The sequence below is a fragment of the Sphingorhabdus arenilitoris genome (genome assembly GCF_042651485.1).
GTDB classification, from domain to species: Bacteria; Pseudomonadota; Alphaproteobacteria; order Sphingomonadales; family Sphingomonadaceae; genus Sphingorhabdus_B; species Sphingorhabdus_B arenilitoris.
In genome coordinates, this window is the sequence record NZ_JBHSDH010000007.1 from 1 (window position 1) to 21,470 (window position 21,470).

Genomic DNA, 21,470 nt, shown 5'->3' on the forward strand with positions numbered 1-21,470 from the left:
CGCTGCCCCGATAATATTACCAGAACCCCGCGTATAACCCGCACCCAAACCCGCAAAAATCGATACCATCGGACATTTTCCCCAAATGCAGACCAAACAAAACAGTCCGCCTCACGACAAAATAATCCAACCATCCAAAATTAAGTTTAGACCTTTCTTGAAAAAAATCCCCATAAACACAGCAATATACTGATTATAAAGACTTATTTATCTAGGCCAAATCCAACCCAAAATTATATCACATGAAATATATGCGCCGCAGTCCATCTCCCCGCAGCTTACACCCCGCGCCTAACCTCAGATACTATATTACCAAACAGCGCCATTGTTTAAAGCATCACGAACCATCAATCAGTTGCCGGTCTTTTGTGTTGGCGCAAACATTATTACATGTTTATAGCGTGTTCGCGCGTAGGGCACGTAATGGTTTCTACAATTCTGAAATACGGTAACTTTTAAAGGTAGAGGATGTATGAGTTCATCACAGCGATCATCAGAACGACCCGCAGATGATGGACAAGGTGCACCAAGCGAAGCTGCACTCCATTTCGCGCAGCTACTTGGATTTCTGGAACTTGACCCGGAAAATATTCCGTTGCTGAAAGATGCGATCGCTGCGGCGCTGTCGGTGTCTGACTTTGACAATTTTGATTTGTTGTTGTCCCGTCACAACAAATTGGCTGAACCCACCAATCCGATTCGTAATTTAGAGGGCATCGCTGCGCTCCGCAGGCAGCGCTTTGACGAAGCTATTTCCATTTTTGAGAGGTTGCGCTCGGATGGAGAGGATGTTCCTGCGGTTCGGTTTAATTTGGCCTGGATTGCGGCCTTGCAAATGCGCCATGAGGATGTCCTATCCTTGACAGATGAAGCCGTGATTGCTGGCATACCGCGTGCAGCGGCATTGCGGGTGCAGGCGCTCCATCACCTTGGGCAGTTCGATGAAGCCTTGGCTGCCGGCCAAAAAATGGCTGAAATTCATCCACACGATAATTATCTGCTCGGCGCGATGTCGGTTGCGGCTATGGATGTGGATGATTACGAATTGGCAAAATATTATGCGTCCAAAGCAACCGGCGGATCCGACGCCTTAACAACGCAAGGACTGGTCAGCCTCTATGAAAATGGCGCGCTTGAGGCCAATGGCTTATTCGACCGCGCGCTGGCGGAACATCCCGATGCGCCTCGGGCTTGGTTGGGCAAAGGATTGTGCTTCCTTGCCGAAGGCGATGTCGATGCAGCGATACCCTGCCTGCAAAAAGGGGCGGAAATTTTTGAGGATCATTTGGGCAGCTGGATTGCATTAGGATGGACACATTTTATTCGCAAAGATTTGGCTGAAGCGCGAAAAAGTTTCGATATAGCTTTGTCGCATGATGACAATTTTGCCGAAACACATGGCGGCCTAGCGGTGCTCGACGTGGCCGAAGGGCATTTGGACAGCGCCAAGCGCAGAGCTGAAATCGCCATCCGCCTGGACCGGCAATGTTTCGGCGGTATGCTTGCGAACGTTATGTTGGCAGAGGCTCGTGGCAATCCAGAATTAGCCAAAAAAATTGCTGACCGGGCGATGAATACATCGATGGGGGTCGACGGAAAAACACTGGCTGAGGCTATGATCGGGCTCGGCGTTAAAGGCGATGCGCGGCATTAAGGGGGGATAAGATAATGACCGAGGGGCAAGCGCTTGACATTATGAATCAACTCATGTGGCAAGCGATGATTGTAGCGGGGCCAATATTGGCTGCAATTTTGCTAACTGGTTTAATCGTAAGCCTGATCCAAGCGACAACGCAGCTCCAAGAAATTACTCTTAGTTACGTGCCAAAAATGCTGGTCGCGGCTTTAATGCTGATTTTTCTTGGACCTTGGATGGTTGGCCGAATGATGCAATTCGCATTGACGGCAATCCGTATGATCCCAAATTTGGGTTGAAACATGGAAGCCGCCGGGTTGCTGGAAAATTATATCGTCGCTTGCTTGCTACTTAGCCTTAGATTTTTGCCGCTATTCCTTTTTGCACCGCCATTTTCCCTGATGCGTATCCCCCGCATGGCTACTGTCATCATCACATTCGGCTTTGCCGCAGCGATGGTGGGCGCAAATCCGCAACTTACGCAGCTGGAGGAATTGTCGAGAAGCTGGATCGTTATTTCAGCGGCAAAGGAAATTTTTTTCGGCTTCATTCCCGTCATTGTTCTTCAGATCATGTTTGGGTCATTATATATGGTAGGCCGGACGATTGACATTCAGGCAGGATTTGGCCTCGCTTTGCTGATTGATCCAACGAGCAGAGGGCAACGGCCGTTATTCGGCACCATTTTTGCCTATGGCGCGGCAGCGATTTTCTTTGCGGTGAATGGGCATCATGACTTACTGCGGTTTTTTGCGCTCTCCATAGACCTTGTACCCTTAGGCAGCGGTACACTGGGCAGCTCGATTACGCCGCTGCTCAATTACATTTTCATATGCTTTTTTCTTGCGTTGGGGATCGGCGGAGCAGTTATCTTTGCACTATTCATAACCGATTTATTGGTGGCCATGTTGTCGCGTACCGTACCGCAAATGAATGCTTTGTTGCTGGGCATTCAAGTGAAAGCTATTCTGGTGCTTTTTGTAACCCCGATTAGCCTCGGTTTATCCGGCGCCGTATTCTTACGTTTAATATCAAATGCCATTGGCGTCATGCCGAAGTTAATGTGACCTAATGGAAGAAAATGAACTCGATAAGTCCGAAGAGGCCACACCATTTAAGCTGAAAAAGGCGAGGGAAAAAGGCAATGTAGCTCGAAGCTTAGACCTTGGATTTTTTGCCGCGCTGGCGGCTGCGTTTGCATTTTTCTGGATTGGCGGAATTTCGCTTTTCTTTGCTGTCGCACAAATTTCAACAAAGCTATTCATATCGGCCGGGCAAATTGATTTAGGTCCATCTAACTACCCCCACCTTATCGGCACATTATTTGCGGTGATCGCATTCCCACTTTTGGCTTTTGGGGGCAGTTTATTTCTTGTCGCGCTGTTTCTGGATTTTATGCAGGTTGGACCGCTATTTTCGACGACGCCGTTAAAGCCAGATTTTAACCGGATCAATCCAGCAAAGGGATTGAAGCGGATATTTTCAAAACGAGCGCTGATCGAAGCATTTAAAGCGCTAATGAAACTGTTAATTTATAGCTGCATCGGTGGTTTTATTATCTACGATGCGCTGTCTGGTCCGATTGCTGCGATCACCGATGCCCGAAATCTGGGAACTGTGATGATGCAACAAATGATACGCACATTAGCCTATTGCGCATTGGCCGCGCTTGCAATAGCGGCGATTGATCAGATTTTGGTTCGGCGAGAATTTTCGAAAAAGATGCGCATGAGCCGCCGAGAAGTAAAAAGGGAATATCGGGAGCGTGAGGGCGAGCCTCGGATGAAACAAAAGCGCAAGGAATTACATCAGGAGTTTACCAAAACAGCTGAAGGTCTTTCGAATGTTAAATCGGCGGACGTTATCATCATTAACCCGGAACATTTTGCTGTGGCGATCAGATACAGACGCGAAGACATCGACGCTCCAGTAGTGGTTGCAAGGGGCAAAGATCATTTTGCGCAGCAAATTAAAGATATAGCGTTTCGCTATGGCGTTCTAACAATTAGGAAACCGGAATTGGCCAGAGCCCTTTTTTCCGCGGCCAAAATAGGCTCTCCGGTTCCCGAACAATATTTTCAGCAAGTAGCCGATGTTTACATAGAAAATAATCTGATTGAATAGAATTCAATATGTTCAAAAAAATAATTCAGAATAACAATGACCTTTTCTTAGTGATCGGTATGGTCACTATCCTATTGGTCTTGTTTGCACCGATTCCAACTACTATTTTAGACTTTTTGATTATATTGAATTTTTCATTCGGTATGACCGTATTGATGTTGACATTTTATGTTAACCGACCGGTTGAGTTTTCCACTTTTCCTTCATTGTTGCTAGTGGCAACTTTATTCAGGCTTTCGTTAAACGTCGCGGCAACCCGGCTGATTTTGACCGATGGTTATGCCGGCGAGGTCATCGATTCAATCGGTTCTTTCGCCATACAGGGCAATTATGTCATTGGCCTTGTTATATTTTTCATCCTGGTAATCGTACAATATGTCGTGGTAACCGCCGGCGCACAACGCGTGTCGGAAGTGGCGGCGAGATTTACGCTAGACTCGGTCCCCGGCCAACAAATGAGCATCGACGCTGATCTGAATATGGGCATGATTACCCAAGAAGAGGCAAAGCAACGGCGAAAGATGTTGGAGAAGGAAGCCTCTTTTTACGGCGCGATGGACGGTGCAAGTAAATTTGTAAAAGGCGATGCGATTGCGGGCATCATTATTGTGCTCATCAATATCATCGCGGGCTGGGTTATTGGCATTGCTCAACGAGGTTTGAGCTGGGACGCTGCGCTTCAGCAATATACGCTGCTGACAATCGGTGATGGCATCGTCACCCAAGTACCTGCGCTCATTATATCTGTTGCCACAGGCATTATCGTGACCAGGTCGGCGTCAGACCGGCAGTTGAGCACAGAGGTATTATCGCAATTGGGGTCTGTGCCCAAAATACCTTTGATTGTGATGGCAACGTTATTTTGCTTGTTGTTGTTGCCGGGCATGCCCAAATGGCCGATCGTTATTCTTATCCTGATTTTTGCGGCGACTTGGTTTGCTGCACGAACTACAGCTGCGTTGAAAAAAGCATCCGAGTTTGACGATATATCCGCCGATCAAGATGTTGCCGCCGAAGGTGATAAAAAAGGGCCGCCGGTTGTATCAATCAGTTTGGGAGAGGATTTGGGCGAAGCATGGGTTTCGATGAAACCCGTCATTTCTGATCGTATTATGGCGTTAAGGAATGACCTATCCCGAGATCTGGGGTTAAATTTGCCATCTGTGGTCATAGAGGATGGTTATGGCCTTGGCGCTTTGGAATATCGCATTTCGCTGTTTGGTGCCACTTACGGCCAATCTGAAATCAAACCGCATCTAACCTTAGCTATTAGGTCAGAGACATCCAAAGACGGTCTGCCTGGTATTGAAGCACGCGACCCTGCCTTTGGGCTTCCGGCAATTTGGGTAGATGACGAGCATAAGGATTTGGCGAGAAGCCTAGATTACACCTTGGTCGATCCAATCACCGTATTGATGACCCACTTTACCGAGATTATGAAGGCAGAGGCAGCCTTGCTATTAACCCGAAATGAAGTGGTGTCGTTACTTGATGCGGTCAGAAATCGGCAAGTAGGTTTGATCGAAGAGCTCATTCCAAACATCATGTCAGTTTCCGACATTCAGCGTGTGCTGCAAAATCTTGTCAGTGAAAATGTCTCTATTAGAAATATTGACTATATCTGTGAGGCGTTAGTCGATTTGGGCCGGACGACCAAAGACGTGCACGAGTTAACCGAGCTTGTGCGGCAGCGTATTGGTCATATAATCTGTAATAGCTTACGCAGTAGCAGCGGCGAACTGGCAGTTTTGAGTCTTGATCCACGCGCCGAGGCGTTAATTAGCGAAGCGGTCGCCCGCAGCCATGACACAGGGCCTCTCATAATTGATCCGAATGTCGCAGAGGCTATCATGCGCAAGGCGCTCCCGATGGTTGAAGCGATGGTGCAGCAAGGCATAAATCCCGTTTTGCTATGTGGCCCGACCATTAGACGCCAATTGAGAGCATTTTTAAAACGCACCGCGCCGCGTCTTTCGGTTATTTCAGTTAACGAAGTACCACAGTCGATCGATTTACGGTCATTCGATGTAATCAAGACAGGATGATTGTGCTCATCCCTTTCGGAGCCCTAAATTATTGAGTTGATAATTCCATTTTAGCTGATATTCCATCCGACATGGGGTATATAGTTGACTTAGCGGCAGTGATTCTGGGGCAGTCGGAGCGCCGAGCTGAAACGATAGCGCAAAATCTATCAAACTCGGTAACGCCTGGGTTCAAACGGTCTATTCCTTTTTCTTCACTAGTTGATCGCGCAGCTATTTCTTCGCAGGACGCTTCAAATATTTCTGTGGCAACAGATACCCGTCCCGGAAAACTTGTGAAAACCGGAAATCCAGTCGATATGGCAATTTCGGGCAGCGGATATTTTGCCGTGTCGAAGGACGGCGTAATCGGTTATACCCGTGATGGCCGCTTTTCGTTAGCTGAAGATGGTAGCCTGATAAATTCGCAAGGCGGCACGCTTCAAGGTGAAGATGGTGCCGATATTACCATTTTATCATCCACTTTTTCCGTAAAAGAAGATGGCGTGATTTATGAGAATGGTATTCGTACGGCGAAGATCGGAATTTTCAACCCCTTGCGCGATCAAAATCAGTTGAGCAATAACGCAGCGGTTGGTCAGTTTGCGGCTTCCGATCCTAAGGAATATACGGTTCAGCAGGGCTGGTATGAGGCATCCAATGTCACTTCAGGTGACGAAATGGTGATGTTGATGGAAACCTTACGCCGAGCGGAATCCGGCCAACGGATTATGAATGTATATGATGATTTGATGGGCAGAGCGATCTCCGCCTTTGGGGAGTCTGGACGATGAACGGAGCGTTTTACATAGGAGCTACTGGCTTGAATGCGCAGCAGCGGGGCCTAGACGTGATCGCAAACAATGTCGCGAATGTTAACACATCGGGGTTTAAGCGCGCAGAAATGAGGTTTTCGGAGTTGCTGACGCCGCCGGTGGATGCCAATCAACCTACGCAACCCATTCGCGCTGCGACGAATTTTTTAAATGGTGTCAAGTCATCTGAGGTTTCGCGGGTTTATGAACAAGGTGATTTGCGACAAACTGGCAATCCCCTTGATCTGGCTATTGAAGGTGATGGTTTTGTTGAAATTTTGGGACCAAATGGTGTCAGCTGGCTATGGCGCGGTGGGACGTTAGCTATTAATGAAGATGGGATGTTGCAGACCGAAGATGGGCTGCTTTTGCGCGGTTTGATTCAGATACCCGAAGATGCAACCGACATTCGTATTGACCGTGAAGGACGAGTTTTGGCGATCACATCGCAAGAAAATGGCCCAGTTGAATTGGGTGCGATAGACTTAGTGATGCCATCGGACAGGACGGCATTGGCGCCAAGCGGTAGTGGTTATTACGCAGTGGAAGGTGACAGTGGCATCCGCAGCTTTGTTCCGGGTGAAGACGGCAAAGGTGTGTTTGTCCAAGGTTCGATCGAAACATCAAATGTTGAGTTAACGGAAGAGATGGTCGCGCTATTATTGATGCAACGGGCGTACGCCGCGAATGCGCAAGTTGTGCAAGCCGGCGACCAGTTGATGTCAATTGCTAACGGCTTGCGGCGATGATCAGCGCCTTGCTGTTTTTGTCAGCCGCTATCAATGCGGAACCTGAACATGGTGCGCTGGCCGATAAAGCGCAGATAATTTATATCCAAAATAATGATCTATTGCTCTCTGACATATTAGATGTTGGCACCTTGCCCAGCAACTTGCAGGAAAAGGCCCGGGAAATGGTAGTGGCGCGCATCGCGAGCGAGTCATCCCCAGTTTATTATAAAAAGTCTGCCTTATTTAGCCGAGCGCGGTCTTTGCTTCCGGCTTTGTCCGCGCATCTCTACGATGAAAATGGCTTGATCCAAATTCGTTCTCTACAAAAAGATGCGCGGGTTTTTGAGGCTGTTGTTCCTTCTACTTCGGCCAAGGACGATCACGCCGTCAGTATTGGTCAAAAAGTGATTATCCGTCTGGCTTGGGGGGCAGTTAAGATCGAACAGCTAGCCGATGCGTTGCAGCCAGCAAATCCGGGTCAGCGTTTTTTTGCTCGAACACCCAGTAATGAAGTAATTGTCGTGGAGTGCTGTAATGATGATTAGACGGATCGCAGTTGGAGCGCTCTTGGTTTTAATGTCGTCGAATGTCGCAGCAGACGATCTTTACAATGGATCGTCTTTTTCCTCTTTGTCTGCCGATCAAAGGGCCGGTCAAGTTGGTGATATAGTCACGGTCATCGTTTCTGAAAATAACACCGCGTCGAACCGGGTGGGTTCAGGAAGCCGCAAACGGCAGTCGCTGAACGGTCAAATTAGCGCAGGTGATAGCTTAAACGAAACAGGCGGATTGTCTTTTGGCGGCGAATATAGCGGTGAAGGAACAAATAGCCGCAATGATCGGATGTTGGCGAGATTGAGTGTGACCGTAACCGAGGTGCTGCCGAACGGGGATTTGCTTATTTCAGGCACCCAAAATCTAAACATCAACGGCGAAACGACACATATTAAGGTGAGCGGACGCATCCGCCCATATGACATTGATGGCCAAAATGCCGTGTTATCCTCCCGAATAGCCGATGCCGTGATTGACTATAATGGTAAAGGCTTCGCGACGCGGGGGGCACGCCCAGGTATCATAACGCGTATCTTCAATTGGCTGGGACTTTCATGATACGCTATATTTTGACCATCGCGGCGATGGTTGCTTTTTCTCTACTGAATGTATCCGCTGCTGTTGCAAATCCGGTCCGGTTGAAGGATTTGGGACGATTTGACGGATGGCGAGACAATCCCGTTGTTGGTTATGGGATAGTAACCGGTTTATCGAGCTCTGGCGATTCCCCGCGCAGTCAAGTAACCAAGATAGCTCTAAAAAATGCGCTCGCCCGATTGGGTATGGAAATTGATTCTTCTCAAATTCAGAGCCGCAATGTCGCGGTCGTGATGGTCACCGCAACCTTGCCGCCTTCGGCCAATGTCGGCGACCGGCTTGATGTGACAGTTAACTCCATAGGTGACGCCCGAAGCCTTGCCGGTGGTACGTTGTTGATGACCCCGTTAAAAGGACCGGATGGTCAGGTTTACGCGCTGGCGCAAGGACCATTGGTGATTGGGGCCTATAGTTTCCAAGCTGACCAGAATGTAAGCCAGAAAAACTATCCTGCAGCGGGTACCCTACCGAACGGCGCAACTGTGGAGCGATCAGTTTCCGCGAATTTGGAAAATATCCCTGGCAGTATCCGTTACATTCTACGCGACCCAGATTTTTCTACAGCCGAGGCTGTCGCTCGGTCGATCAATTTCGAATTTTCTGCGCCAATCGCTTCGGTTGTTTCGGCCGACTTAGTCAGTATATCCACCGAAAATTGGAAAGCGGCGATCAATTCTTTGCTGGTTCGAATTGAAAATGTCCGCGTTACGCCGCAGTCCGTTTCGCGGATCGTGATAAATGAACGCACAGGCACTGTCGTTGCCGGCGGTAATGTTACAATATCAGATGTCGTGATCGCGCAGGGCGACATTAAAGTTACAGTTGAGATCGATAACTCTGCTTCTCAACCCAATATATTTGGCGGCTTTGTAAGGGATGGTAGCGGTTTTGTCGTAACCAATACCAAGTTGAGCGTGTCAGAAGAAAAAGACATTGTCTATCGCGCCCCGGGCAGCACGGTTGCCGACCTCGTTCAAGGCTTATCGAAAGCAAAAGTATCGACGAGGACGATGATCGCAATTTTGCAGGCCATGAAAGCTGCTGGTGCGGTTCATGCAGATATAGTTGTACAGTAGAGTGTGAGGAAGCGGATATGGATTCAATCTCATCTATCGTTATTCTGAAGGCTATGGATGGGCTGTCGATGCGAGCTAAGGCGACGGCGCAGAATATTGCGAACGCCAATTCTCCCGGTTACCGCCCCGTGAAGGTCAGCTTTGAAGAATCCCTAAAAGCTGCATCTAAGCGGTCAGCGCAGGATATTCAAAATGTACAGCCTCAAATGTTCACTGTAACGAGCGATAACCGCGATGGTGATTTACGGATCGACTTAGAAATGGCAGCAGCCACCCGGACAGCGGGCCGTTACGGCACTCTGGCTGAATTATTAAATCGCAGATTGCAGCTTGAGGCTCTGTCGGTAACGGGGAGCCGGTAAATGAACGCGATGGAAATTAGCCTGACAGGCATGGATGTAGAATGGCAGCGATTAGAAGTTATTGCCCAAAATCTTGCCAATGCAAATACCGTAGTGGATCGGCTTGGTGACGCGTATCAGCCATTAAGGCTATTGTCCGGCCCTGCACCCGCCAGCTTTTCCGCAGCGCTGGATAACGCTAAAAACCCCGATTTGCGCGGTGTTTCCGTCTATTCGGTGGAACCGCAAAATTTGGCGCTGCGCCGGGTTTATGAACCGGAACATCCACAGGCCGATAGCGAAGGTTATGTTAATTATCCTGGACTAAGCCACTCAGCCGAAATGACGTTGATGGTCAAAACAGCGAGAAGTTACGAAGCCAATATTGTCGCTTTCAACACAGCTCGGCAAATGTATTCAAAGGCCCTTGATATTGGAAGGCGGTCCGCATGACTTTCGAAATTGATCCGGTTGCAGCTCAAGCTGTGGCCCAATTGCAGCCCGCCGCAAAACCGGTGGAAATAAAGCCGGATATGGCATTTTCCGATTTGCTCATTTCCGGCGTTGAAAAAACGAGCCAGAAAGTTGCAGCTGCAGATAATATGCTACTGCAATTCGCGGCCGGCGACGATATTCCTATCCATCAGGTCACTTTTGCATTGGAACAAGCTCGTCTATCATTTGAAATGATGATCCAATTGCGCAACAAATTGGTGGAATCGACTCAGCAACTTATGAATATGCAAGTCTGAACGCTTAAATGCCCGATAAAATCAACTCACCTGCCATGAGGCAGATACTGTTCGCATTCGTCGCCGCTATTGGCGCCGCAATAGTGTTATTTGCGATATGGTATTTCGTGATCAGAACACCGTATGTAGAAGCTTTTTCAAACCTGAAATCTACCGATGCTTCCATTATTGTGCAGGAGCTGGAAAAGAACAAAGTGCCGTATAAATTGGCCGATCAAGGGCAAAGTATATTGGTTCCTGAAGACCAAGTTGATGCCACTCGAGTAAGCATATTGGGCGGCGATTTACCTTTAAAAGGCATTGTCGGTTTTGAGCTTTTTAACGAGAGCGATATGGGGCTGACCGAATTTGCGCAGCGGATCAATTATCAGCGTGCCTTACAGGGGGAATTGGCCAGGACGCTGATGTCATTTAGCAACATTGAATCGGCGAGGGTGCATTTGTCACTGCCGGAAAGCGGCATATTTGATCGCCAAAAAAGAACCGCGAAAGCGTCCGCCACCTTGCAAGCCAAGATCGGAATGGACATCGATGCCGAAACTGTTTCAGCGGTTCAGCGGTTGATCGTATCCGCAGTGCCGGATTTGGAAGTCAGCAATGTTGCCGTGCTGGATGCAAATGGTCAGTTGCTGACATCCGCTCAAGATCCGGCAGGTGGTAATTTTGACGATGGGTTTTTGCCCAGCCCTGAAGAACAAGATTTGATTGACCGCGCCACCAACGCGCTGGCCCCTATTTTCAATGATGACCAGCTGCGGGTTGTGGTGCAGGTTACCGAAGATCAGAAACCGGCGGCGTCTGACACCAGCTCATCTGGGGTCGAACAAGGAGATACCCCTCCTGATGCTGGCATTGATACGCCGGCAGGTGACGCTGCTTATCGGCTGGATATTAAAGTGGGAAGTTCACAGCCGGCAACCGCAGCGGAGCGAGCAGAGGCCATATCTGCGCTCCAACAGTCCATTGGCTTTGATCCTGACAGAGGGGACCGGTTGATGATTATCCCGATAGGGCAACCTCCTGTGTCCGCACAAGCCGGGACATATGACAAGGCCAACCAAGCCGCAGAAAACCTGAGCCCACAAGACGAGCCGGCATCGACATTCCAAATACCTAATGGCATTTATTGGGCTATCGGTATTTTGTTGATCGTGATGCTGTCGTTATTTGTGATCGGCCGGTTTCGCAACCCCAAAACCTTGACGCTCGATAAGCGTTTGAATTTTTCGAGCCAGTTGCAACAACTTTTGGCCGACCAACAACGAGATAAAGATGGCGTCGCACGATAAAAAACTACAGCGAATGGTTGAGAAATTTAGCAAATTTTCTCATGAAGACCAAAATCTCATTCTCAGCGAGCTCGATGAAAAGCAACAAGGTCAGCTGACAGAAATGATTAAAATGCAAGCCGCCGGTACGGCAACCGAGCGGCATTATTCGGAAGATAACAAAACGACTGGACATGATCCAGATTTTGTCGAAACCGGAAACCTATCGGGATGGATAGTCGAACGGCTGAATGGTGAACGTAACGGAGAGAGTAGCCAATCCAAAAAATTCAAATTGACGGATCATGCAAGAAGAGAATTGCGACAATTAGTGGCAAAATCAATACCGCAACCCGCCGTGACAACGCATTCTTTGTCATCAAAGATTTTTGGCTGGATGCGCAGGGTTAAATCATAACTCATGGACTATATCATCAAATCCGGCGATCAACGCGGCTTGGTAGCGACTGCGTCAATTGTAACTGGGCAGTCAATAGCCAATGGTTCTGAAACATCCCTGGCGCAGCCCGAGCCTTCCCCGCAAGAAATGCATATCCGTCGATTAGAAGCACAATTAGCCGCTTTAGAAACTCAGTTGCACGAGGGTAAAGAGGCTTTACAACAAAGGTATGATCAGGGCTTTGAAGAAGGTCAGCTGGCCAAAGAAGAAGAGATCGAAGAGGATCGCACTAAAGCTCTTGCCGCACTGCATAGCTCATTGGAAAATGCTTTGGCGGATTTTGAACGTGAATTATCTGTCATGCATCATTTTGCAGTCACGGTTGCCCAAACGGCAATTACTAAAATTTTGGGTGATGACAGCCATCGGCAACAGATAATGAAATCAATCATCGCCCGGCAATTTGCGGGCCTTGAGAAGCAAAATATATTGAAGGTAACCCTCTCAAAGATTGATTTCCCGAATAGCACTGACATTTCCGATTTGGCCGCGCAGTTATCGATATCGGCAGACTGCATAAATACGTCCGCCGAACATGATGCAGGTGCGTGTTTTATCGAGCTGAATCTGGGAACAATTGATGCCAGTCTGGATAGGCAGTTGCATAATTTGAATATGATGTTTGATGGCGGAAAAGATACCGGATCAGCCATAATTGATCCGGGTGACTGAGCGTTATATGCTGCAAGAAGCCATTATCAACAGGATCGAAAAAACGACGCTGGTTCAGCATTTCGGCATATTGCAAAAAATACAATCCGGTTGGGTTGAGGCGAGCGGTCCCAATGTACCCATCGGCACCATCTGCAACATTATTCCAGAAAATGGCGATGCCGAAATGGCTGTAACGGCGGAGGTTGTGAAAGTGGACCGCGATCATATTGCGCTGGTTCCGTTTGAGGATAACAGCAAGCTTACTGTAGGTGCCCGGATTTATGCGACTGCATTGGATGCGCAGGTTCCGGTAGGCGATGATTTTCAAGGTAGAGCAGTTGACGCTCTGGCTCAGGCGATGGATCAGCGACGGCTTACGCCATCTGATTTCGTTCCCTTGCACCCTGTGCTGCCATCACCGATGGATCGGTGCTCACCGCGAGATATTCTCGCCACGGGGATGCGGTCGATAGATGGTTTGCTGTCGTTGGGCGTTGGCCAACGCATTGGTGTTTTTGCGGCTAGCGGCGTTGGAAAAACCAGTCTGATGACGCAATTGTCAAAACAAATTGATTGCGATCATATCATATATTGCTTGATAGGAGAGCGCGGCCGTGAAGTGGAGCATTTGTGGCAGACTGAACTGACCGAAGAATTGCGCAAAAAGGCAACGATAGTTGCGGCAACATCAGACAAAAGCGCGGCATTGCGCGTGCGGGCTGTTTATCAAGCACTTGCCCTTGCCAACTATTGGCGATCAAATGGCCGCCACGTTGTTTTAATAATAGATTCGGTCACACGGTTAGCCATGGCAATGCGGGAAACAGGTTTGGCGGCAGGAGAGCCGCCAACGGTACGCGCATATACTCCAGGCGTATTTACTGCTATCCCAAAGATCGTTGAAAGTTGCGGCGCGTTAAAATCCGGCGGTGCCATCACAGCCATAATGACCATATTGAGTGAAACCGATGACACCGAGGATCCAATTTCAGAGATGATGAAGTCCTTGCTAGACGGACATATTATTCTATCACGAAAATATGCCGAAAAAGGTCATTTTCCCGCCATCGACATTTGCAAAAGTATCAGCCGCAACATGGCTTCGGTGGCAGAGCCGAACCATATGAAAAATGCCCGTGAGTTTTTATCACATTTTGCATTATATGATGCGTCGCAAACGATGATTGATGCAGGCCTTTATGAATCTGGAAACAATCCTGATCTCGACAAAGCCATTAAGATGCGATCAGCCATGATTTCGTTCTTGCAACAAGGTCAGGCCGAACAATGCGATATCGATGACAGCTTGGCAAAATTGCAACAGATAGTCCGGCGGTGATAATGTGTCATGAGCGAGCTTAAAGCAAAACATCAGCTGTTGCAGAATATGCACAAGATCCGCGTGCTTCAGCAGGAACGTGACGAAAAAATCTTGGTGCACCGCAGGCAGGATGTTGAGAACAGAAAAGACACGCTCCACATCAAAAAAGAAATAGTGGAAAATGGCATTGCCGAATGGGAGAGGCAATTGAGCGCAGGATCATTTCAAGCTGAATCATTACTTCAATTTCAATATTGGTTGGGGCATTCCACAGAAGATGTGCATGAAGCCGAAACGGATCTTGAAGCAGCGATCGATGATTATCGCGTTGCTGCAAAGACATTGGCGAGGTCAATCGGCTATCAAAATTCAGCTAAGGAATTAGTAGCAATATCAGCATGCAACATCAAAAAGCATTCAGAGCGCAAGCTCGAAACCCGATTTGAAGATTTGACGAGTTACCGGCATTGGTCCAATGAAAATCATCAATAGCCTTGCAATAAATCAAAATAGCTCGCCTCGTTTGAAAAGCGGCGAACCCTCCCCATCGTTTGCGAAGCTATTGGAAAATGGGCTATCCGCTAAAGATATAGGAAATATAAGGGCGCGCAGTTTTAGCGAGAGCGGTATATTGGGGCAACATTATGCGGTCGCCGATAAAAATTATCCTTTGCAAGCTTCCGGCAGTATTGCCAATCGCTCTCGAAATGTTAGCCGCGAAGCCGCTCAATTTTCAGTTGCTCCGGAAAAGCAACTCGTGGCAGCAAATGTGCTATCTTCATCTCGCTTGTCGAACCAAAGCACGGGCGGTCCTATGCTTGGCCGCGTAAAAGCAGTTCCAGTGCATGATATGATATTGGGTGTAGCTGATAGTTTCAGTTTCAGCCCTATTTCGCCGCAGCCTGATTTGAACAAAAGCTCAGCTAGAAAAAATACGTTGATGCAAGCCTTTGACCATCAGAGCTCCTCAAGCGCGAGTTTTGTTACATCATTTTACCACAAAAAGTTGGACAAGCCGAGAATGTCGTTATGGGGAAAAAATGATGCTTTGACGGTTGTATTCGACGAACATGTGGACAATTCGCGTGGGTCAAGTGAGATAAAACAATTGGCGCGACAGATTTTATTCGAATTTGGAGTGACAAATTATCAACTACTAGATATTTACAGAGAATCTTTTTAAGCAGGGGACTTAAGATGCAAGTTGGTTCTGTCACTCCAAACGTTCAGGCTTCGAATGGCCAAGGAACAAATGTCTCGCAAACTGCGCAAAATGCTTTTGGGCTGGAATTCCAGTCTCTGCTGAGAATTATTCTGACGCAGCTTACCTACCAAGATCCGCTAAAGCCGCTCGATAACACGGAATTTGTGTCGCAGCTTGCGCAATTTTCGCAATTACAACAGTCTCAAAATCTCAACGACCAAGTCACCAGCTTATTAACCGCGCAATCTGCAACCCAGGCGACGTCATTGTTAGGGCGCACCGTCGATGTGAATGTGGGCGGTAATTTGCTCAGCGGGACTGTGAAGTCAGTGTCGTTCACGACGGGTAGCCCGACCATAACGTTGGAGACGCCTGGTGGCCAAACAATATCGAGCTTGTCCATTGCCAATGTCGCTCAAATAAGGGAGTAAAAAATGCTTGGAGCTATTTACACTGGTTTGAGTGGTCTGAATGCGTTCAGTCGGGGTCTGCAAACAATAAGCAACAATGTCGCGAATTTGAATTCGCCCGGCTTTAAGGCAACGACAGCGAGCTTTGGAGACGTGTTCAACTCTGGCGGCGGCGGGCTCACATTCTTTCGAGGTGTAGATGAAAACCAGCTTGGCAATGGCGTCAAATTTGGTCCTGCCAATACCGATTTCAGCCAAGGTGACCTTCGGCAATCTGATGGTGACCTGGACCTTGCTATACAGGGTAGCGGGTTTTTGGTTCTTCTGAACCAAGATAAAGTCTTATACGCTCGTACTGGCCAATTCGTCGTTGATGCGGATGGTTTTCTCTCGCTCCAAGGTAACAGCGAGTATCGTTTAGGCATATTGGACAGCGCTGGCCGTCCGGTCGCTTTGAATGTCGATGGTCGCCGGACGAGTAGTCCGGTAGCGTCGACCAAAGTTGTTTTTGCCGATAATTTATCGTCAACGGCAACAACGGCGACCGTTTCCGATGTGATCATTTACGACTCTCTCGGCGGGCGGCAGACTTGGCAAGTCGCTTTCACAAAAGACGCTGCTAATGCTAATAATTGGAACATTAGAGTTACGAACCAAGATGGCACTGAAATAGGCACATCTGTTTTGACATTCGCCAATGGACAGGTCACTCCTGCGACGCAAAAGCTGACCTTCACAAATGCTCCTGCGGGCGCGGCACTCCTGTCGGTAGAATTTGACTTTTCGAGCGGCGTAACGTCATTTTCATCAGGCACCGTATCGACGTTACGGGCATCCTCCGTCGACGGAAACGGGGTTGGTTCACTCACCGGCGTGACGTTGAACGATGAGGGTAAGATTTCTCTGGCCTATAGTAACAGCGAAACCGAAGAACTGGGTTCCGTGGCGATTGCCGACTTCCGTAATCCTCAACAGCTGACGCGGATAGGTAATGGTCTGTTCGAAAATACCGGAAAAGCTCCAACGCGGCTGCTGTCAAGCAATTCAGACGGCATCGGGCGGCTCGTATCGCGGCAGTTGGAGGCATCCAATGTTGATTTGTCCCAACAATTTGGTGATTTGATTTTAATTCAGCGCGGTTTTCAGGCATCTTCACAGGTTATCAGTGCTTCTAACGATATGATCCAACAGCTGTTCGGTATTCGAGGACAAGGTTGACGCAAGTTTTTAAGCATTGGCTGCCGCCGTCGGCTCTAAAATCGTCCATTTGCCCGTCAGCCCTGACTGCAGCAATATCCAGCTGGTCAGATCATTGGTTTGCGGCCGGGCGAGCTGCGAGGATTGACGCGGTCGAGCCCCGGAATGACAATATCCGTGCAGCAAACGCAGTTGATAAATTTAGATCAATTGGCCCCGGAATTTGGGCGGAATGGGATGATGCGGCGATTGATTTAATGTTGTCGCATTGTCTTGACCATAAACTTACGCGGTCCAAAATGGCTGCGGACGAACGGCGATTGATGGATGATTTCGCCGAAAAAATATTGATCAGCCTCGCGGGCCATATATTGGATAATGTCCCAACGGTTGGTTCAACACGATCAGATGTATCGTCACATTATCGTCATGATGGTTGTATTTTTGATATCAGCATGACGGACAAACAAAAAGCAGTTCGATTGATTTTGGACCAAGACTTAACGATTGCAATTCGTAAGTCCGAGTGCCCCCCTGTGGATGCAGAGGGCACCTTCGATGAGATTAGCTGGGCGGACGCAATCGCAGAGATTGAAATTGCGTTCGATGTGTCGGTAGGAAACGTAAATTTGTCTGCGGCCGATATCCAAAATTTGGAAGGCGGAGATATCATTGTTCTTGATAAAGCATCTGATACTCCGTTGGAGTTGAAAGACGCGGCAGGACGATTGCTATGCCACGTTAAAACCGCGCAAGTTGGCGGCAACATCAGCTTAAAAGCTATCAATGCTGGAGATTGATTTGTGAGTGATGAAGATATCGTCGTAAATACTGAAGAAAAAAACGTGAGCGAAGTGCCGACGGAAAAACCAAAGAAAAAGATAATGAAGGAAATCGACCCTGAAATATTTTCGGATTTGCCTGTTCAAATCAGCGCAATTTTAGGGCGAGGCAGCATGAATTTTCGTCAGCTCGCTGCTTTATCCGAAGAGGATGTGATCGAATTGGACACCCCGCTAAATGGTGAGGTCCAGCTGCTGCTTGGCGAACGCGTGGTTGCTAAGGGAGAAATCGTATCCGTTGATAATCGCTTTGCAGTCCGCATCACGCAGACTTTCATCCGCAAATAATAAATCAATGCTCTTGCCACCCCGCATAAAATTATTCCTGCTTGCTATTTTTTGGTGGCCGCACAGCGCTTGGGCGCAGCAATTGGGACAGCGGGGCGACACGGACATTTCTTTGTTGCGTGTATTTGGATCATTAGTTTTTTGTTTATTACTCGCGATTGCCATTATATTTTTGATTAAGAAAAAATATCCCGCAATCAATTTCAGGTCATTCTATGACAAACAAAACAGTTCCAGACTAATCCTTGTCGATCAGATTTCTTTGGCTCCGCAACGAAGTATCTATCTGATCGCTTTGGATGGTCAGGAATATCTAACGGTATTTTCAGGATCTTCAGCAACCATTCTGGCCGTTTCAAATGATGCGGCATCCAAATTGGATATAGATGATGCGGTTTAAGCTATATCCAATATCGGCGCTGACGTTCGTAGGGGCGGCGTTGGCCATATCCAGCCCAGCTTTTGCCAATGCAAATGCGGTAAACCTTGCGCTGCCAGGCGAATCTGAATCTTTGGTCCGTACGGCCCTGCTTCTAGGCTTGATGGCTTTTTTACCGGCGTTGGTTATCTCGATGACTTCTTTTGTTCGCATAGTGATCGTGCTTTCGATGATCCGCCACGCCTTAGGCATGCCGGAAACGCCGCCAAACACCGTTTTGGTTAGCTTGGCATTGTTTATGACCGCGGCATCTATGGGCCCGACGTTGCAGCAATCTACTGATGCCGGGCTTGGACCATTTTTGGATGGCAGCAAACCAATCGCAACTGCGATGGCCGATGGCAGCGCGCCGTTAAAGGCATTCATGCTGAAGCAAGTTCGCGACAGTGATTTAAAAACTGTCTACGAAATAGCCAAAAAACCACTGCCAAAAAATGAAGAAGAAGTCGAGTTGATGCAGCTTGTACCCGCATTTATGCTGAACGAGCTCAGAACGGCTTTTACGATCGGCTTTGTTATTCTGCTTCCGTTTTTATTAATTGATCTAGTGGTGTCAGCGATTTTATTATCGCTGGGTATGTTGATGGTGCCGCCAGCGACCATTTCGTTACCGCTGAAAATATTGATGTTTGTTCTGATCGACGGTTGGGGCCTGATCCTCGAAGGGGTCATGGGCAGTTTCAGGTGACTGACACGGAGCAGACATATCACGCTGCTCACCTTGTTCGTGAAACAGATGAAGAGCGGCTGTTATGGGCACGACATCAAAATAATGGATCGGTCGAAGCATATCATGATTTGTTCAAGCTGTACCACCCCCTAGCCGTCAAAGTTGCACAACGTTTTTGGGGTAATTACTATAAATCCGGCGTTGAATTTGCTGAAATATTGCAGATGGCAAATGAGGGGCTCTTGGGATGCTTACATCGCTACCGGCCAGATATGGGCGTCCCTTTTCGGTATTTTTGTAACCGGCGGATTTACGGATCTATCCTTAACGGCATAGAAAAGCACAATGAGCTGCACGAGTATCTGGGTTACCGCGCCCGCGTGAAACGCGACCGCATAACTTCGTTAAAGAAAAAAATGGCCGGGGCAGCGACTTTGGAAGAGCAACTCCAAATCCTGGCCGATATTGCAAGCGGACTTGCTCTCGGTTTTATGCTGGAGCAATTTTCACCTGAAAAGCATGATCGTCCCGACGCGTCTCCTAGCGCGTATCATAGTTTGGCTTGGAAGCAGGCAATCACGTCTGTATTCAAAGAGATATCGGCTTTACCCGACCGGGAACGAGACATCATCGAACTTCATTACATTCAGGAATTATCATTTCGTCAGATTGCAGCAATGTATAAAATTAGCTTTGGCCGAGTGTCGCAGCTACACCAGTCATCGCTATCCTTGCTGCGCAAAAGATTACAGCGTAAGGGACAATTTAAGCTTGAGGGATAAAATATGAGTGATAGCGAAAACCAACTATTGTGCCCAGATGAAGAGCTTTCATCAATATTGGAAGTTGCGGGCCGAGACGATGAAGCTGGTCTCGACAGGTTAGATAACAGCTTAACAAGTTACCCACTTGATCCACGCCTTCATTTTCTGCGCGGTTCGGTCCTTGCTGGTTTGCAACGTTACGAAGATGGCCGCCACGCGATGGCTCGGGCGATTGAAATTCACCCGGACTATGCACTTGCGCGGTTTCAACTCGGCTTTTTGGATTTTACATCAGGAAACGTAGTGGAAGCGATAGGCGTGTGGAAAATGCTTTTCGATTTGGCTGATGATGAACCGCTGAAACTTTTTGCACAGGGATTGATCAATCTGTCTCAAGATCAATTTTCTGAATGCCGCCGCTGTCTGGAAAAAGGGATTTCGCTCAATAATGCAAATCCCGCGATGAATAATGATATGATGCTTATTCTGGATGAGATAGCAGGCTTAACAGAAACGGATGTGCAATCTCCAACGCAAAGCAGCAAGGCTGCAGAGGAGCATGAGAGTGCCGAAGAAACCGTATCGGCGACATCAATGCTCCTGAAACAATTTGCGGTCAAACGCGGCGATGGAGAAACCCGCCACTAAAGGTCTCCAGCGATAAAGGCCCTAATTTATGGACCCAATTTCTCAAGCTGATCGTTTTGTCATTTTGCTTCGACAGCAATTGGCAGAACGGTTGCGCGGACAAAAAGCAGACAGTGTTAAGAAAGTCCGAAACAGGACACGGCAAGAAGGTCAAATTGGACCAGTTTCAGCCGCTGTGGCTCGGTCAGGCGGCGATGACAGGCAGTTACGACGGATCATTATAGAGCAATTGTTGACCGAACGATTTGGTCGAAATTTGGTTAATGAAGCTGGGTTTCAAGCTGTGCTTGATCAGGTGGTTGAACAGATGGAAAGCGATCAAGAGATGATGGCGCTGTTTGGTAATATAGTATCTGAGGTTAGGCGCGGGGTGTAAGCTGCGGGGAGATGGACTGCGGCGCATATATTTCATGTGATATAATTTTGGGTTGGATTTGGCCCAGATAAATAAGTCTTTATAATCAGTATATTGCTGTGTTGGTGGGGATTTTTTTCAAGAAAGGTCTAAACTAAATTTTGGATGGTTGGATTATTTTGTCGTGAGGCGGGCTGTTTTGTTTGGTCTGCATTTGGGGAAAATGTCCGATGGTATCGATTTTTGCGGGTTTGGGTGCGGGTTATACGCGGGGTTCTGGTAATATTATCGGGGCAGCG

General features: G+C 48.0%; 28 protein-coding genes. All 28 read left to right on the plus strand.

Annotated elements, in window-relative coordinates; genetic code table 11:
* Positions 1-472: 472 nt before the first annotated feature.
* The 28 genes from ACFOWX_RS01350 to ACFOWX_RS01485 all read left to right on the plus strand — a co-directional run bounded on the left by ACFOWX_RS01350 (position 473) and on the right by ACFOWX_RS01485 (position 21,192).
* Positions 473-1,654: a tetratricopeptide repeat protein gene (locus tag ACFOWX_RS01350; protein ID WP_381420654.1), complete on the plus strand. Its 1,182-nt coding sequence runs from the start codon at positions 473-475 to the stop codon at positions 1,652-1,654.
* Between the two features lie 14 nt (positions 1,655-1,668).
* Complete coding sequence (locus ACFOWX_RS01355; protein WP_381420655.1) at positions 1,669-1,935, plus strand: flagellar biosynthetic protein FliQ; 267 nt, start codon at positions 1,669-1,671, stop codon at positions 1,933-1,935.
* A gap of 3 nt (positions 1,936-1,938) precedes the next feature.
* Positions 1,939-2,703: a flagellar biosynthetic protein FliR gene (locus ACFOWX_RS01360; RefSeq protein ID WP_381420656.1), complete on the plus strand. Its 765-nt coding sequence runs from the start codon at positions 1,939-1,941 to the stop codon at positions 2,701-2,703.
* 4 nt (positions 2,704-2,707) lie between these two features.
* Positions 2,708-3,760, plus strand: a complete 1,053-nt coding sequence (locus ACFOWX_RS01365) for an EscU/YscU/HrcU family type III secretion system export apparatus switch protein (protein WP_381420657.1) — start codon at positions 2,708-2,710, stop codon at positions 3,758-3,760.
* A gap of 8 nt (positions 3,761-3,768) precedes the next feature.
* On the plus strand, positions 3,769-5,805 hold the full coding sequence (locus ACFOWX_RS01370; RefSeq protein ID WP_381420658.1) for a flagellar biosynthesis protein FlhA: 2,037 nt from the start codon (positions 3,769-3,771) through the stop codon (positions 5,803-5,805).
* A gap of 71 nt (positions 5,806-5,876) precedes the next feature.
* Positions 5,877-6,578 (plus strand): flagellar hook-basal body protein, encoded by a 702-nt coding sequence (locus ACFOWX_RS01375; protein WP_381420659.1) that lies wholly within the window; start codon positions 5,877-5,879, stop codon positions 6,576-6,578.
* Complete coding sequence (locus ACFOWX_RS01380) at positions 6,575-7,348, plus strand: flagellar hook-basal body protein (RefSeq protein WP_381420660.1); 774 nt, start codon at positions 6,575-6,577, stop codon at positions 7,346-7,348. Before ACFOWX_RS01375 ends, ACFOWX_RS01380 begins: the two co-directional genes overlap by 4 nt.
* Complete coding sequence (locus tag ACFOWX_RS01385) at positions 7,345-7,875, plus strand: hypothetical protein (protein WP_381420661.1); 531 nt, start codon at positions 7,345-7,347, stop codon at positions 7,873-7,875. Before ACFOWX_RS01380 ends, ACFOWX_RS01385 begins: the two co-directional genes overlap by 4 nt.
* A complete protein-coding gene (locus tag ACFOWX_RS01390) occupies positions 7,865-8,443 on the plus strand; it encodes a flagellar basal body L-ring protein FlgH (protein WP_381420662.1) in 579 nt (192 codons plus the stop codon). Before ACFOWX_RS01385 ends, ACFOWX_RS01390 begins: the two co-directional genes overlap by 11 nt.
* Positions 8,440-9,558 (plus strand): flagellar basal body P-ring protein FlgI, encoded by a 1,119-nt coding sequence (locus ACFOWX_RS01395; protein WP_381420663.1) that lies wholly within the window; start codon positions 8,440-8,442, stop codon positions 9,556-9,558. Before ACFOWX_RS01390 ends, ACFOWX_RS01395 begins: the two co-directional genes overlap by 4 nt.
* A gap of 17 nt (positions 9,559-9,575) precedes the next feature.
* A complete protein-coding gene (locus tag ACFOWX_RS01400; protein WP_381420664.1) occupies positions 9,576-9,920 on the plus strand; it encodes a flagellar basal body rod protein FlgB in 345 nt (114 codons plus the stop codon).
* A complete protein-coding gene (gene flgC / locus ACFOWX_RS01405) occupies positions 9,921-10,352 on the plus strand; it encodes a flagellar basal body rod protein FlgC (RefSeq protein ID WP_381420665.1) in 432 nt (143 codons plus the stop codon).
* On the plus strand, positions 10,349-10,651 hold the full coding sequence (fliE, locus tag ACFOWX_RS01410) for a flagellar hook-basal body complex protein FliE (protein ID WP_381420666.1): 303 nt from the start codon (positions 10,349-10,351) through the stop codon (positions 10,649-10,651). The genes flgC and fliE overlap by 4 nt, the downstream gene beginning before the upstream one ends.
* Before the next feature lie 8 nt (positions 10,652-10,659).
* Positions 10,660-11,940: a flagellar basal-body MS-ring/collar protein FliF gene (fliF, locus tag ACFOWX_RS01415; RefSeq protein ID WP_381420667.1), complete on the plus strand. Its 1,281-nt coding sequence runs from the start codon at positions 10,660-10,662 to the stop codon at positions 11,938-11,940.
* Positions 11,924-12,337, plus strand: coding sequence for a hypothetical protein (locus ACFOWX_RS01420; RefSeq protein WP_381420668.1), 414 nt, complete (start codon positions 11,924-11,926; stop codon positions 12,335-12,337). The genes fliF and ACFOWX_RS01420 overlap by 17 nt, the downstream gene beginning before the upstream one ends.
* A gap of 3 nt (positions 12,338-12,340) precedes the next feature.
* A complete protein-coding gene (locus tag ACFOWX_RS01425) occupies positions 12,341-13,051 on the plus strand; it encodes a FliH/SctL family protein (RefSeq protein WP_381420669.1) in 711 nt (236 codons plus the stop codon).
* Positions 13,044-14,372 (plus strand): FliI/YscN family ATPase, encoded by a 1,329-nt coding sequence (locus ACFOWX_RS01430; protein ID WP_381420681.1) that lies wholly within the window; start codon positions 13,044-13,046, stop codon positions 14,370-14,372. Before ACFOWX_RS01425 ends, ACFOWX_RS01430 begins: the two co-directional genes overlap by 8 nt.
* A gap of 9 nt (positions 14,373-14,381) precedes the next feature.
* A complete protein-coding gene (locus ACFOWX_RS01435; protein WP_381420670.1) occupies positions 14,382-14,846 on the plus strand; it encodes a hypothetical protein in 465 nt (154 codons plus the stop codon).
* Positions 14,830-15,537 carry a hypothetical protein gene (locus ACFOWX_RS01440; RefSeq protein ID WP_381420671.1) on the plus strand — a complete coding sequence of 236 codons (708 nt, stop codon included), beginning with the start codon at positions 14,830-14,832 and terminating at the stop codon, positions 15,535-15,537. Before ACFOWX_RS01435 ends, ACFOWX_RS01440 begins: the two co-directional genes overlap by 17 nt.
* 14 nt (positions 15,538-15,551) lie before the next feature.
* Positions 15,552-15,989: a flagellar hook assembly protein FlgD gene (locus ACFOWX_RS01445; protein ID WP_381420672.1), complete on the plus strand. Its 438-nt coding sequence runs from the start codon at positions 15,552-15,554 to the stop codon at positions 15,987-15,989.
* 3 nt (positions 15,990-15,992) lie between these two features.
* A complete protein-coding gene (locus tag ACFOWX_RS01450) occupies positions 15,993-17,186 on the plus strand; it encodes a flagellar hook protein FlgE (protein ID WP_381420673.1) in 1,194 nt (397 codons plus the stop codon).
* Between the two features lie 302 nt (positions 17,187-17,488).
* Positions 17,489-17,965 carry a FliM/FliN family flagellar motor switch protein gene (locus tag ACFOWX_RS01455; RefSeq protein ID WP_381420674.1) on the plus strand — a complete coding sequence of 159 codons (477 nt, stop codon included), beginning with the start codon at positions 17,489-17,491 and terminating at the stop codon, positions 17,963-17,965.
* 3 nt (positions 17,966-17,968) lie between these two features.
* Positions 17,969-18,295 (plus strand): FliM/FliN family flagellar motor switch protein, encoded by a 327-nt coding sequence (locus ACFOWX_RS01460; protein WP_381420675.1) that lies wholly within the window; start codon positions 17,969-17,971, stop codon positions 18,293-18,295.
* Positions 18,246-18,695, plus strand: coding sequence for a hypothetical protein (locus ACFOWX_RS01465; RefSeq protein WP_381420676.1), 450 nt, complete (start codon positions 18,246-18,248; stop codon positions 18,693-18,695). The genes ACFOWX_RS01460 and ACFOWX_RS01465 overlap by 50 nt, the downstream gene beginning before the upstream one ends.
* Positions 18,682-19,422, plus strand: coding sequence for a flagellar type III secretion system pore protein FliP (gene fliP, locus ACFOWX_RS01470; RefSeq protein WP_381420677.1), 741 nt, complete (start codon positions 18,682-18,684; stop codon positions 19,420-19,422). The genes ACFOWX_RS01465 and fliP overlap by 14 nt, the downstream gene beginning before the upstream one ends.
* On the plus strand, positions 19,419-20,186 hold the full coding sequence (locus tag ACFOWX_RS01475) for a sigma-70 family RNA polymerase sigma factor (protein WP_381420678.1): 768 nt from the start codon (positions 19,419-19,421) through the stop codon (positions 20,184-20,186). The genes fliP and ACFOWX_RS01475 overlap by 4 nt, the downstream gene beginning before the upstream one ends.
* Before the next feature lie 3 nt (positions 20,187-20,189).
* Positions 20,190-20,816 carry a tetratricopeptide repeat protein gene (locus ACFOWX_RS01480; RefSeq protein ID WP_381420679.1) on the plus strand — a complete coding sequence of 209 codons (627 nt, stop codon included), beginning with the start codon at positions 20,190-20,192 and terminating at the stop codon, positions 20,814-20,816.
* A 28-nt stretch (positions 20,817-20,844) separates the two neighbouring features.
* Positions 20,845-21,192: a hypothetical protein gene (locus tag ACFOWX_RS01485; RefSeq protein WP_381420680.1), complete on the plus strand. Its 348-nt coding sequence runs from the start codon at positions 20,845-20,847 to the stop codon at positions 21,190-21,192.
* The last annotated feature ends 278 nt before the right edge of the window (positions 21,193-21,470 follow it).

What these genes read in the sequence shown, in the direction of transcription:
- ACFOWX_RS01350 (WP_381420654.1), top strand. Translation starts at nt 473, where the DNA reads ATGAGTTCATCACAGCGATCATCAGAACGACCCGCAGATGATGGACAA.
- ACFOWX_RS01355 (WP_381420655.1), top strand. Translation starts at nt 1,669, where the DNA reads ATGACCGAGGGGCAAGCGCTTGACATTATGAATCAACTCATGTGGCAA.
- ACFOWX_RS01360 (WP_381420656.1), top strand. Translation starts at nt 1,939, where the DNA reads ATGGAAGCCGCCGGGTTGCTGGAAAATTATATCGTCGCTTGCTTGCTA.
- ACFOWX_RS01365 (WP_381420657.1), top strand. Translation starts at nt 2,708, where the DNA reads ATGGAAGAAAATGAACTCGATAAGTCCGAAGAGGCCACACCATTTAAG.
- ACFOWX_RS01370 (WP_381420658.1), top strand. Translation starts at nt 3,769, where the DNA reads ATGTTCAAAAAAATAATTCAGAATAACAATGACCTTTTCTTAGTGATC.
- ACFOWX_RS01375 (WP_381420659.1), top strand. Translation starts at nt 5,877, where the DNA reads ATGGGGTATATAGTTGACTTAGCGGCAGTGATTCTGGGGCAGTCGGAG.
- ACFOWX_RS01380 (WP_381420660.1), top strand. Translation starts at nt 6,575, where the DNA reads ATGAACGGAGCGTTTTACATAGGAGCTACTGGCTTGAATGCGCAGCAG.
- ACFOWX_RS01385 (WP_381420661.1), top strand. Translation starts at nt 7,345, where the DNA reads ATGATCAGCGCCTTGCTGTTTTTGTCAGCCGCTATCAATGCGGAACCT.
- ACFOWX_RS01390 (WP_381420662.1), top strand. Translation starts at nt 7,865, where the DNA reads ATGATGATTAGACGGATCGCAGTTGGAGCGCTCTTGGTTTTAATGTCG.
- ACFOWX_RS01395 (WP_381420663.1), top strand. Translation starts at nt 8,440, where the DNA reads ATGATACGCTATATTTTGACCATCGCGGCGATGGTTGCTTTTTCTCTA.
- ACFOWX_RS01400 (WP_381420664.1), top strand. Translation starts at nt 9,576, where the DNA reads ATGGATTCAATCTCATCTATCGTTATTCTGAAGGCTATGGATGGGCTG.
- flgC (WP_381420665.1), top strand. Translation starts at nt 9,921, where the DNA reads ATGAACGCGATGGAAATTAGCCTGACAGGCATGGATGTAGAATGGCAG.
- fliE (WP_381420666.1), top strand. Translation starts at nt 10,349, where the DNA reads ATGACTTTCGAAATTGATCCGGTTGCAGCTCAAGCTGTGGCCCAATTG.
- fliF (WP_381420667.1), top strand. Translation starts at nt 10,660, where the DNA reads ATGCCCGATAAAATCAACTCACCTGCCATGAGGCAGATACTGTTCGCA.
- ACFOWX_RS01420 (WP_381420668.1), top strand. Translation starts at nt 11,924, where the DNA reads ATGGCGTCGCACGATAAAAAACTACAGCGAATGGTTGAGAAATTTAGC.
- ACFOWX_RS01425 (WP_381420669.1), top strand. Translation starts at nt 12,341, where the DNA reads ATGGACTATATCATCAAATCCGGCGATCAACGCGGCTTGGTAGCGACT.
- ACFOWX_RS01435 (WP_381420670.1), top strand. Translation starts at nt 14,382, where the DNA reads ATGAGCGAGCTTAAAGCAAAACATCAGCTGTTGCAGAATATGCACAAG.
- ACFOWX_RS01440 (WP_381420671.1), top strand. Translation starts at nt 14,830, where the DNA reads ATGAAAATCATCAATAGCCTTGCAATAAATCAAAATAGCTCGCCTCGT.
- ACFOWX_RS01445 (WP_381420672.1), top strand. Translation starts at nt 15,552, where the DNA reads ATGCAAGTTGGTTCTGTCACTCCAAACGTTCAGGCTTCGAATGGCCAA.
- ACFOWX_RS01450 (WP_381420673.1), top strand. Translation starts at nt 15,993, where the DNA reads ATGCTTGGAGCTATTTACACTGGTTTGAGTGGTCTGAATGCGTTCAGT.
- ACFOWX_RS01455 (WP_381420674.1), top strand. Translation starts at nt 17,489, where the DNA reads ATGGATGATTTCGCCGAAAAAATATTGATCAGCCTCGCGGGCCATATA.
- fliP (WP_381420677.1), top strand. Translation starts at nt 18,682, where the DNA reads ATGATGCGGTTTAAGCTATATCCAATATCGGCGCTGACGTTCGTAGGG.
- ACFOWX_RS01480 (WP_381420679.1), top strand. Translation starts at nt 20,190, where the DNA reads ATGAGTGATAGCGAAAACCAACTATTGTGCCCAGATGAAGAGCTTTCA.
- ACFOWX_RS01485 (WP_381420680.1), top strand. Translation starts at nt 20,845, where the DNA reads ATGGACCCAATTTCTCAAGCTGATCGTTTTGTCATTTTGCTTCGACAG.